This window comes from Mesomycoplasma molare (assembly GCF_024918955.1).
GTDB lineage: Bacteria > Bacillota_I > Bacilli_A > Mycoplasmatales > Metamycoplasmataceae > Mesomycoplasma_A > Mesomycoplasma_A molare.
The window spans coordinates 751,135-763,012 of sequence record NZ_CP103423.1 but is presented as its reverse complement, the minus strand read 5'-3'; the positions used below and the strand labels follow the sequence as shown (position 1 = coordinate 763,012).

The following is an 11,878-nucleotide window of genomic DNA, read 5'->3' as shown; positions in this document are numbered from 1 at the left end:
TTTTTATTTATAGTTTTCATTAATTTTATTAGTTTCATTTTTAGAAATTTCTTCTACATTAGAAATGGATATAGAATTATTTTTAAAAGCGCTTTTTTCAATTGTTAAACCAGTTACTTTTTCATTAAAATTTAAAGAATTAATAACATTTTTTTCAAAGGAACTTTTAGCAATAAATTTAATTTTATCTGATTTAAAGTTTAAATTTTCTATTTTATTATTGAAAAAAGCTGAAATACCTATATTTCTTAAATTAGAATTTTCAGAAATATTTAATTCAGAAATATTATTATTAGCAAATGCTAAATTGGAAATTCTTTCTAATGAATCCGGTAAAGTTAATGAAATAATATTATTTCCTTCAAAAGCTGAATCTCCTATTTCTTTCAAAGAAGTTGCTAATGAAAAATCCAATTCTTGTATTTGAAATTTTTCTTCTAATAAAGTGGTATTTCTAAATGCAGATTCTTCTATTTTTTCCAGCGAAGAAGGGAAAATTATTTTAGTTAAATAATATTTTTTTGTTATTGTATAATCATTTCCTTTATCATCTTTAATTACTTGGTTTTTAAAAAAAACTCTTGTTTTTTGACCGTCTAGAAAACTATTGCTATTAATAATTTTTATATTTTCTTTAGATAGATCTAAAGTAAATGTTTCGTTTTCTTCATTTAATTTTATATTAATATAGTTTCCTTCAATATCTTTTTTATTTATAAAGCTTGTAGCTTGTTGAGAAGGGTCGTTTTGTGCACAAGCAATTAAACTAAAAGGAGTAAACATTATTAAAGGTGTTAATGCAAATAATCTTTTTTTCATGTAAAAAATTATATACTATTTTTCTATTTTATATTTTATTAAATAAACTATATAATTAATCTTATGTACAAATTAGTTTCAAAACATAAACCAGAGGGTGACCAACCCCAAGCTATAAAAAGTCTTGTAGAAGGTATAAATGCTAACTTACAACATCAAGTCTTATTAGGAGTAACGGGGAGTGGTAAAACATTCACTATGGCTAATGTAATAAATGAAACTAAAAGGCCTGCCTTAATACTTTCTCACAATAAAACATTAGCTTCTCAACTATTTGCTGAAATGAAACTTTTATTCCCTGAAAATAAAGTTGAATATTTTGTTTCACACTTTGATTACTATAGACCGGAATCTTATTTACCTACAAAAGATCAATACATTGAAAAAAGTAGCAAAACTAATTGAGATTTAGAATCTATGAGAATGTCAGCTACAAATGCCTTAATTTCTAGAAGAGATACGATTGTTGTTTCATCTGTTGCAGCTATTTACGGAGCATTAGATCCTAAGGAATACAAAACCACGATTTTCTATATAGAAACAGGGATGAAAATTAAAAGAAATGATTTTTTTAGAGAATTAGTAAAACTTGGTTATGAGAAAACAGACATTGATCTTGAAATTGGAAAATTTCGTTCAAAAGGTGATGTTGTAGAATTTTATCCTGTTTGAACAGAAGAAATAACTATAAGAGTAGAATTTTTTGATGATGAAATAGAAAAAATAAGTTATTTAGAAAGATTAAATAAAAATTTAATAAAAAAAGTTAATAATTTTATCCTTTATCCAGCTAATTCATATATAGTAACTAAAAATACAATAGAAAAAGCAGTATCAACTATAGAAGTAGAGTTAAAAGATAGATTAAAATTTTTTGAAGAAAACAATAAATTAGTAGAAAAACAAAGACTAGAAGAAAGAGTGAAAAATGACATAGATTCATTAAAAGAATTTGGTTTTTGTTCCGGTATTGAAAATTACTCAAGACATATGGATCAAAGAAAAGAAGGTGAAAAACCATTTACTTTATTAGATTATTTACCTAAAGATACGTTAATTTTTATAGATGAATCTCATATTACAGTTCCACAATTAAAGGCGATGTATAAAGGAGATTTTCAAAGAAAAAGCAATTTAGTTGATTATGGTTTTAGACTTCCGTCCGCTTTAGATAATAGACCTTTAAAATTTGAAGAATTTCAAGAAATAGAAAATCAAATAATTTATATTTCAGCTACTCCTGCTGAATATGAAACAGATTTAACTAACGGAGAGGTCATTAAACAAATAATAAGGCCAACAGGACTTTTAGATCCAATTGTTGAAATTAAACCAACCATAAATCAAATAGAAGAAATATACAAACAAATTAATATTCAAATAAAAAATAAGGAAAGAACTATAATAATAACTGGTAAGAAAAAAACAGCAGAAATGCTTTCTACAAATTTAAGAGAAAAAGGCTTTAAATCGGCTTATATTCACTCTGAACATAATACTTTTGAAAGAAATGAAATTTTAAGAAAGTTAAGAAAAGGAATTTTTGACGTTATTGTTGGTGTTAACTTATTAAGAGAGGGTATTGATTTACCAGAAGTATCTTTAATAATGATTTTAGAAGCTGATGCTAATTCTTTTGCAAGAACTAAATCAGCACTAATTCAAATGATAGGTAGGGTCGCTAGAAATGATCATGGTAGAGCTATACTATTTGCAGACACTATAACTAATAATATAAAAGAAACTTTAAAAGAAAATGAAGTTAATCGTCAAATTCAAATGGAATATAACTTGAAAAATAACATAGTGCCTAAAACAGTTATTAAACCTATAACAGATCCAATCCAATCTTTAGAAGTAAAAGAAAGTTTAGAAAAAATTAATCAAAAGAAAACTAAAAAAGAAATTGACAAAATAATAAAAGGATTAATAAAAGAAAAAGAACGTTTAATTGCTAATGATGATTTAGAGAACGCTATTAGAATTAGAGATTTAATATTTGAGTTAGAAAACGAAAAATAAGTTACATAAAAATTTATTAATTTGTAATTTATGTTAAAATTTGTTTGCATAGAATGATTTCTATGCGATTATCATAATTACTTTTAGATTCGTTTTATTTAATTTTTATTTTTTGTTCTTATTTTTATAGTTATAACTCCTTTTACTTCACACTAATCAATACTTTATTTATCCAAAGTATTACTATAAAATAATTTAAAATGTAAGAATAAAATAAAAATTTTATATTAAGGCGCCTTATTAAGGCGTTTTTTCTTTTTTACTTAATTAGTCTTAACTTAAAGTTTTTATTTTTTTGCAAATTTGGTAAAATATTAATGTATTTTTACATATAATAAGAAAATACTAAAAGTGCTTAGTTGGATAGGAAATAGCTGAAAGACTATTCTATGGTAGGTTTTAAGCGCGTTTAAAATTATTATTATAATTCACTAAAATGAAAGGAAAAAAATGGCAAAATTAAATTTTGATCGTTCAAAAGAACACGTTAATATTGGTACTATCGGACACGTTGACCATGGTAAAACTACTTTAACAGCTGCTATTGCTACTGTTTTATCTAAAAAAGGACTAGCAGAAGCTAAAGATTATGCTTCAATTGATGCTGCTCCTGAAGAAAGAGCACGTGGAATTACAATCAACACAGCTCACATTGAATATGAAACAGAAAAAAGACACTATGCTCACGTTGACTGTCCAGGACACGCTGACTATGTTAAAAACATGATTACAGGTGCTGCTCAAATGGATGGAGCTATCTTAGTAGTTGCTGCTACAGATGGTCCAATGCCTCAAACAAGAGAACACATCTTATTATCAAAACAAGTTGGGGTTCCAAAAATCGTTGTATTCTTAAACAAAGTTGATATGTTAGCAGGTGAAGAAGAAATGGTTGATCTAGTTGAATTCGAAATTAGAGATCTATTATCAGCTTATGACTTTGATGGAGAAAACACACCAATTATTAGAGGTTCAGCTAAATTAGCTCTAGAAGGACAACCAGAATGAGAAGAAAAAATCTTCGAATTAATGAATGCTGTTGATACATACATCGACGCTCCTGCTAGAGAAATGGATAAACCATTCTTAATGGCTGTTGAAGACGTATTTACAATTACAGGGCGTGGAACTGTTGCAACTGGAAAAGTTGAAAGAGGACAAGTTAAAATCAATGAAGAAGTAGAAATCGTTGGTTACAAAGAACAACCTAAAAAAACTGTTGTTACTGGAATTGAAATGTTTAGAAAAAACTTAGAATCTGCTATGGCTGGAGATAATGCAGGAGTTTTACTACGTGGAGTAGATAGAACAGAAATAGAAAGAGGACAAGTTATTGCTAAACCAAAAACAATAGTTCCACATACTATATTTAAAGCTGCTATTTATGCTCTTAAAAAAGAAGAAGGTGGACGTCATACACCATTCTTCCAAAACTATAAACCACAATTTTACTTCAGAACAACTGACGTAACAGGTGGAATTAAATTTGATGCAGGAAGAGAAATGGTTATGCCAGGAGACAATGTTGACTTAACTGTTGAACTAATTGCACCAATCGCTGTTGAACAAGGAACAAAATTCTCAATCCGTGAAGGTGGAAGAACAGTTGGAGCTGGTTCAGTTACAGAAATTATTAAATAATTATTGTTTAATTTAAAAACTCAACTTAAAATAAAGTTGAGTTTTTTTATATAATTATTTGGGAGATTAGAAAATGAAACAAGCACTTTTTAACAGAAAAGAAAAAGAAAGACTAACTTCTACAGAGTTAAAAATAATTAACTTTGCCGAAAACAATCCGAAAGATTTTTATGATTATTCTATAAAGCAATTATCTAAAAAAAATTCTGTATCAATTAGCGTAATTTCGAAATTAACAAAAAAAGTAGGTTTTAATTCATTAAAAAGCATGCAATTTTATGTTTACCATTCTTACTTAAATTCCCAAAATATAGAGGAAAATAATGATAAAAATACAGAAAGTGTGATTTTAAATAAACTTTTTAACTATTATAGAGAATCTATTTATCAAACAGCACATTTAGTAGACTTAAATCAAATTTTTCAAGCAGTAGATCTTGTATTAAAAAGTAAATCTATTTTTCTATATGGCGCAGGAAGTTCTTTTTTATCAGCTTCAGAGTTAAGTATAAATTTACAGAAAATAGGAATAAATGCAATATCATTTAAAGATTTTCATTCATTTTTACTAATAACTTCACAAATAAAAAAGGATAGTAATGATGCTATTATGCTATTTTCTAAGTCATGCAATACAAAAGAAATAAAACATGTTCTTAAGTTATTTAAAGAAAAAAGTGTTCCTTTTTATCTTATAACAGCTAATAAAAGTATGCTAAATGAATTTGAAAATATTATCATTTATCAAACATTAGAACAAGATAAAAGGCTAGTTTCTATCTCTTCGAAAATTAATCAACAATTTGTTTCCGATCTATTATTTCTTTTTGTTCTTCAAAAGAAAATAAAAAATTTTGATGAAAAATATGTAGAAAACATAAAAGTTTTAGATGACTGAAATAATAATTAAAAACACCTTTTAATGGTGTTTCCCTGAATGCAAAATCAAGTGCACCACTATAATGTAAAATTAAAAAGTGGTTGCACTTGATTTTTTAAATAAAAAACAGCCCCATAAAAATTTAAGACAACATACTTTTTATTGAAAGGACCATATGAATTATAATACAACAAAGCATTATTCGCATTTAAATGCTGAAAAAGATTTTTAATAGAGAAATTGTTTTATAAAAATATTCAATTAGACAAATTGCTAATTTTCTTAATATCAATCATTCAACAGTGTCAAGAGAATTAAAAGAAATTCAAATTTTTACGGATTTTATGATCATTTAATAGCAAATGAAAAAGCTAAAATAAGACATAAACATAAAAGATTGTTTTTCTTTTCTCAAATGGATGATTATAAAGAATTTAGCAAACTTATTAAAGATAATTTTAACAAAGCAACATGCGGAATAAAAATGACTTACAACCTAATAAAAGAAGGTGTTAAAAACATTAAAATCCCTTCACTAAGGACTGTTTTTAATTGGATTAACACAGGAAAATGAGTATTAACTAATAAAGATAGATTAAGAAAGCACTATACAAAAGGCGGAAAAAGAAAAAATAACGTTATTGAAAGACTTGTGCAGTCAAAGTATGTATTTCCTATTTGAGCTAGACCTAAACACATTGATTTAAGAGAAACATTTGGGCATTGAGAGGGTGATTTAGTTATAGGTAAAAATCCGCAGGCCATTCTAGTCTTTTAACTTTAGTTGAGAGAAAAAGCAGATTAGGAATAATTGTAAAAGTTTCAAGTAAAAACCCTTTTTACATTAATAAAGTGCTTTATGAAAGAATAAATACACTAGAATTACCTGTTGAAAGTATTACTTTTGATAATGGAATTGAATTTAATGCGGTTGGAATATTAGCGAAAAAATTAGGAATTAAAATTTATAAAGCCGATAAATACGCTTCTTTTCAAAGAGGAACCAATGAAAATTTTAACGGAATTATAAGAAGGGTTTATAAAAAGGGACTGATTTTAATAAAGTCTATCGAGAAGAAATATTAAATCTTGAAAAAGAATAAATTTTATGAATAGAGACATACTAGAAGGAAAATGCGCTTTTGACATATATGAAGAAGAAATAGAAAGATTAAATAAATATTAATTAAAACTATTAAAAATTACAAGATTATTACAAGAAAATAATGAAAGGGTCGAAAAATTTCGCCCCATAATTTTTATTAACTTCATTAATAAAAAACCGCTTTACAAGCGGAATTAAAAGAAGGGGGATATCCCCTTCCCCCTTAATAGTAAATAGGGGTATAAAATATTGTAAATTGTAGTACAATGTTTTTATAATAAAAACTACTGGTGCACTTCAATTTGCATTTTAGGAAAAACTACTCTATAAAAATTTAAGACAACATACTTTTTATTGAAAGGACTATATGAATTATAATACAACAAAGCATTATTCGCATTTAAATGCTGAAAAAGATTTTTAATAGAGAAATTGTTTTATAAAAAATATTCAATTAGACAAATTGCTAATTTTCTTAATGTCAATCACTCAACAGTGTCAAGAGAATTAAAAGAAATTCAAATTTTTACGGATTTTATGATCATTTAATAGCAAATGAAAAAGCCAAAATAAGACATAAACATAAAAGATTGTTTTTCTTTTCTCAAATGGATGATTATAAAGAATTTAGCAAACTTATTAAAGATAATTTTAACAAAGCAACATGCGGAATAAAAATGACTTACAACTTAATAAAAGAAGGTATTAAAAATATTAAAATCCCTTCGCTAAGGACTGTTTTTAATTGGATTAATACAGGAAAATGAGTATTAACTAATAAAGATAGATTAAGAAAGCACTATACAAAAGGCGGAAAAAGAAAAAATAACGTTATTGAAAGACTTGTGCAGTCAAATTATGTATTTCCTATTTGAGCTAGACCAAAACATATTGATTTAAGAGAAACATTCGGGCATTGAGAGGGTGATTTAGTTATAGGTAAAAATCCGCAGGCCATTCTAGTCTTTTAACTTTAGTGGAAAGAAAAAGTAGGTTGGGAATAATTGTGAAAGTATCAAGTAAAAATCCATTTTATATAAATAAAGTGCTTTATGAAAGAATAAATACACTAGAATTACCTGTTGAAAGTATTACTTTTGATAATGGAATTGAATTTAATGCGGTTGGAATATTAGCGAAAAAATTAGGAATTAAAATTTATAAAACCGATAAGTACGCTTCTTTTCAAAGAGGAACTAATGAAAATTTTAACGGACTTATAAGAAGAGTTTATAAAAAGGGACTGATTTTAATAAAGTCTCTCGAGAAGAAATATTAAATCTTGAAAAAGAATAAATTTTATGAATAGAGACATACTAGAAGGTAAATGTGCTTTTGATGTATATGAAGAAGAATTAGAAAAATTAAACAAATATTAATTAAAACTATTAAAAATTACAAGATTATTACAAGAAAATAATGAAAGGGTCGAAAAATTTCGCCTCATAATTTTTATTAATTTCATTAATAAAAAACCGCTTTACAAGCGGAATTAAAAGAAGGGGGATATCCCCCTTCACCCCCCCTTAATAGTAAATAGGGGGGTATAAAATATTATAAATTGTAGTACAATGTTTTTATAATAAAAATTACTGGTGCACTTCAATTTGCATTTTAGGAAAAAGCACACTTGAAATGTGCTTTTTATTTTTATAATTCAAAATATTAATAGAGATTATTTTGAAGAACATGTACAGTTTCCGCATGAACAAATATGTCCGCATGAGCATGAATTATTTTTTTTCATATTAAGCACATCCTTTCTTTTCTAGTAAACTTATTTTAATTTAATTTTTTAAAAAATATTGAAAAAATGATTTTTCGACTAAAAAAATTCAAAATTTTGGACTTTTTTAGATTTAAGACCTTAAAAAAGCTTTATCATAGTAAATAATAAATAATAAAATCATATATAATTAATTTACTATGATAAATTGATTTCCAGGACATATGGCAAAAGCCATTAAACAAATCAAAGAAAAACAGGTTTTAGCAGATTTATTTTTAATAGTTTTAGATGGAAGAGCTCCAATAAGTAGTTATAATGAAGAATTTGATAAAATTTCACCAGAAAAACCAAGATTATTCGTTATTACTAAAAGTGATATGGCTGATAAAAGTAAGATTCAAAAAATTTTAGAAAGATTTGATAATACTTCTTCTAAAGTGATTTTTGTAAATTTAAAAGATAATAAAAGTAAAAAAATTATTTTCAGTGCCATAAATTCACAATTAGAATTAAAAAGAAAAAAAGATTTAGAAAAAGGTTTGTTAAAACCTAGATTGAGAGTATTTATTTTGGGTGTACCAAATAGCGGAAAATCTACACTAATAAATTTATTAGCTAATTCTCGTGCAAAGGTCGGGGATATGCCTGGTGTTACAAAAGGCCAACAATGAATAAACGCAAAAGATATTCAATTATTAGATACTCCAGGAATTTTATGACCCAAATTTGAAGATCAACTCATTGGTATTAAATTAGCGATAATTGGTTCTATAAAACCTGAAATAATACCAAAAAAAGACTTTTTTAATTTTGGTTACAAGCTTTTAAGTAACTACTATCCTGAAAAAATAATAGAATTAGGATTAGACCCTGCAGAAGATGAGGTAGAAATATATAATAACCTTTATAAATTAGCAAAAATAAAGCATTTTTTAATAAAAAACACACAACCCGATTTAGAAAAAACAATGCAATGATTTATTATTTATCTCAGAAAATTAACGAATGTAACTTATGATTAGAGGAATATGGAAGAACATAAAAATTTATTAGTTTTAGTCATGGATAACTTTCAGGACTATGAATTAACAACTGTAGCAACAACATTAGAAAGAGCAAAAACTTTTTCTTCAATTACTTTTTATAATCCCAATGAAATAAAAGTATATAAAGGTCAACATGGAATAGTTAATATTCAAACTTCTAATATCAATAATTTAGACAATTTTGATTATATTTTTATTCCAAGCGGAAAAGGGGCTAAATTATTAAGAAAAGATAAAAAAAGTTTATCTATAGTTCAAGAATTTATAAATAAAAAGAAATGAGTTTTTGCTATTTGTGATACACCTAATGCCTTGTATGAAAAAGGTATATTTAATTCTGAGATAGAATATACTGCTTTCCCTAATGGAAGCATCAAAGGAAAAAAATATAAAGAAAATAAAGGGGTTGTTGTTTATCAAAAAATAGTTACAGGAAAAAGTGCTTTTTATTCTTTAGAATTTGCGCTAAAAATAATAGAAATTTTACAAGGCAAAAATCATAGAGATAAGATTTTACAAGAGTTAACTGGATAATGTGATAAAATTACAACATTGGTTCAGTGGTAAAGTGGTTTAATACGTCTCCCTGTCACGGAGAAGATCGCGGGTTCGATCCCCGTCTGGACCGCCATTTGTTAAAAAGTAAGCGCCAAAAATAGGGAAAAAATTAAATTTTCCTATTTTTTTACTTTTTTCATTTTTTTACTATTATTTAGCAAATATTATAATGGGTGAATAACATCATAAATTTTAAGGAGTTAATATATGAAAAAAATCACTTATATAGAAAAAAAGAAATTTATGGAAATTTTAGTTCTAATGCATAATAAATTTCAAATTGAAAATACATTAGAATTAAAAAACAAAAATAACACAAAATTAGAATTATTTAATATGAAAACAAAATCTACATTTTCTAAAATTATGGAATTATTAGAGCCTGAATATGCATATATCATTAAAAAAGAATTTATTGAAAATGAAAAGGAGTGATTCAAAGAACATTGGTCAAAAACTACATATTATAAAAACATAAATAAGGCTATAGACAGATTTTTATTTTATTTATATGGATAATATAGTTAATATTCAAGAATTGGAAAAAGAAAGTCAAGTTATTTCGATTATAGACATAGAAAAAAAGAAAATAGTTGATAAAACTAATAATTCAAACGAAAGGCATTTTATTGAAATTAAAAGGAATATTAAAGATGATACTTTTTCGATTAAAAAAATTTATTTTTCCAGAGAGGCTAGAAAAGTAAATTTTAAAATACAAATCAACAATACTCCTATAGATTTTTTTGTTGGGAAAAAAATTAAAAAGGAAAGTTTTGAAGAATTTATTATTCCTTTTTTAGAATTAGAAAAATACAAATTTTCTAATTTAAAGTCTATGAGTTTAATTTCGGAAGAAGAAATAAAAGAAAATGAAAGAAAATCGTTGATAGTTAGTCAAATAAAAGTTAATAAAAAAGACTTAGTGCAAAAAGAATTTTTTATAAATGATTTTATAAATTTTAAAACTATAAAAGCCATAAAATTATCTAGTTTTATAAACAATATAAATGATAAATTTCAAAATAAATATGATAATTATATTTTTAATAATATTATTTTTTATCCCCAAAAAATGTTATTAGGACAGCATAATGAAGTATTGTTTAAAATAGTGTCTTTTAATGAAGAATATAATAAAGAACTTTTAGATAGAGACTTAAGTTTATTACCAAAAACAGTCTCTAATCTTCCTATTTCTAATGGTGAAAAATTAAATTTATATTTTGAAAAAAATGTTGAAGATGAATTTATTTTAGGTAAAAAAGTTGTCGGAAAAATTAAAATAGCAGATGAAACATATTATGATTTCCAAAAAAAAGAAACAATTAAAGGTGCAAATGAAAACTCTAAAAAAGGTTTTATAGTTCCTTATAATTACTCGGGTGAATTATTTCCAAAAATAGATTTAGATATTAACAATGATTATAAAAACATTACTTTAGCATTTAAACAAAAAATTAAATATAAATATCTTGATAAAAACAACGGAAGAATTAAATTTAATATTACTTCATATAAAGAACCAAGAATTAGTGAGTCTGATCATTATTTCATAAAAAATAAACAATTTAAATATTTGCTTGAAGCGAATTTAACAATTGAAGGGTTAAAAAATCTTTATAAAAGAAATGAAGAAGATGATTAAAAAAATAAAAAAATTTTGCAAAGAAAACAAAAAATCATTTTTATACTTTTCTTTTTCTATTATTAGTATAACTTTAATTACCTTACCAATTATTTATTTTTCTATAAAAAAAGACAAAACAGATGAACTTAATAGCCAAAATGAGGATTTTAAATTTTTATCAGATAAAGATGTTTTTCCTGATGTAGATTCAAGAGAATACTATGATTTAATAGAAATTAAAAATAATAAACCTATTATTTCTGATAATATGCTTACATTTTTTATTAGCGATATTATAAAGAGATTAGGTGTGTCTTATGGAGATATAAAATTTAATTATAATTATATAAATGATCAAAATGTATTGGTAGAATTTATTTGAATAGATAATGAGCAAAAAATTAGCAAAAATTATAATTTAAACATTGAAGATAATATATAATATTAC

At 24.9% G+C, this 11,878-nt stretch carries 12 protein-coding genes, 1 tRNA gene and 1 pseudogene; 13 read left to right on the top strand and 1 reads right to left on the bottom strand.

What is annotated here, in order from left to right:
- Nucleotides 1–3: 3 nt before the first annotated feature.
- Complete coding sequence (locus NX772_RS03550; protein WP_027123416.1) at nt 4–819, bottom strand: leucine-rich repeat domain-containing protein; 816 nt, start codon at nt 817–819, stop codon at nt 4–6.
- A 63-nt stretch (nt 820–882) separates the two neighbouring features.
- On the opposite strand from NX772_RS03550, the gene uvrB reads away from it, so the two are divergent.
- The 13 genes and pseudogenes from uvrB (at nt 883) to NX772_RS03485 (ending at nt 11,872) form a co-directional block, all read left to right on the top strand.
- Nucleotides 883–2,841 (top strand): excinuclease ABC subunit UvrB, encoded by a 1,959-nt coding sequence (gene uvrB, locus NX772_RS03545; protein WP_027123417.1) that lies wholly within the window; start codon nt 883–885, stop codon nt 2,839–2,841.
- Between the two features lie 450 nt (nt 2,842–3,291).
- On the top strand, nt 3,292–4,482 hold the full coding sequence (gene tuf / locus NX772_RS03540; protein ID WP_027123418.1) for an elongation factor Tu: 1,191 nt from the start codon (nt 3,292–3,294) through the stop codon (nt 4,480–4,482).
- Between the two features lie 73 nt (nt 4,483–4,555).
- On the top strand, nt 4,556–5,392 hold the full coding sequence (locus NX772_RS03535; RefSeq protein WP_027123419.1) for a MurR/RpiR family transcriptional regulator: 837 nt from the start codon (nt 4,556–4,558) through the stop codon (nt 5,390–5,392).
- A 230-nt stretch (nt 5,393–5,622) separates the two neighbouring features.
- On the top strand, nt 5,623–5,718 hold the full coding sequence (locus NX772_RS04035) for a hypothetical protein (protein ID WP_465223511.1): 96 nt from the start codon (nt 5,623–5,625) through the stop codon (nt 5,716–5,718).
- A gap of 59 nt (nt 5,719–5,777) precedes the next feature.
- Nucleotides 5,778–6,140 (top strand): hypothetical protein, encoded by a 363-nt coding sequence (locus NX772_RS03530; protein WP_259429365.1) that lies wholly within the window; start codon nt 5,778–5,780, stop codon nt 6,138–6,140.
- Entirely contained in the window at nt 6,137–6,448 is a 312-nt protein-coding gene (locus NX772_RS03525; RefSeq protein WP_310794930.1) for an IS30 family transposase, read from the top strand. Before NX772_RS03530 ends, NX772_RS03525 begins: the two co-directional genes overlap by 4 nt.
- Nucleotides 6,449–6,834: 386 nt before the next feature.
- Nucleotides 6,835–7,846, top strand: a pseudogene (locus NX772_RS04050) (IS30 family transposase).
- Nucleotides 7,847–8,417: 571 nt separating this feature from the next.
- The gene (gene ylqF, locus NX772_RS03510) at nt 8,418–9,218 is read left to right on the top strand and encodes a ribosome biogenesis GTPase YlqF (RefSeq protein WP_259429362.1); all 801 of its coding nucleotides are present in this window, start codon (nt 8,418–8,420) and stop codon (nt 9,216–9,218) included.
- Nucleotides 9,219–9,224: 6 nt separating this feature from the next.
- A complete protein-coding gene (locus NX772_RS03505; RefSeq protein WP_259429361.1) occupies nt 9,225–9,776 on the top strand; it encodes a DJ-1/PfpI family protein in 552 nt (183 codons plus the stop codon).
- A gap of 20 nt (nt 9,777–9,796) precedes the next feature.
- Nucleotides 9,797–9,873: transfer RNA gene (locus NX772_RS03500), tRNA-Asp, on the top strand.
- Between the two features lie 134 nt (nt 9,874–10,007).
- A complete protein-coding gene (locus tag NX772_RS03495) occupies nt 10,008–10,319 on the top strand; it encodes an MG284/MPN403 family protein (RefSeq protein WP_051542178.1) in 312 nt (103 codons plus the stop codon).
- Nucleotides 10,312–11,448, top strand: coding sequence for an MHO_1580 family protein (locus NX772_RS03490; protein ID WP_027123423.1), 1,137 nt, complete (start codon nt 10,312–10,314; stop codon nt 11,446–11,448). The genes NX772_RS03495 and NX772_RS03490 overlap by 8 nt, the downstream gene beginning before the upstream one ends.
- Entirely contained in the window at nt 11,441–11,872 is a 432-nt protein-coding gene (locus tag NX772_RS03485) for an MHO_1590 family protein (RefSeq protein ID WP_027123424.1), read from the top strand. The genes NX772_RS03490 and NX772_RS03485 overlap by 8 nt, the downstream gene beginning before the upstream one ends.
- The last annotated feature ends 6 nt before the right edge of the window (nt 11,873–11,878 follow it).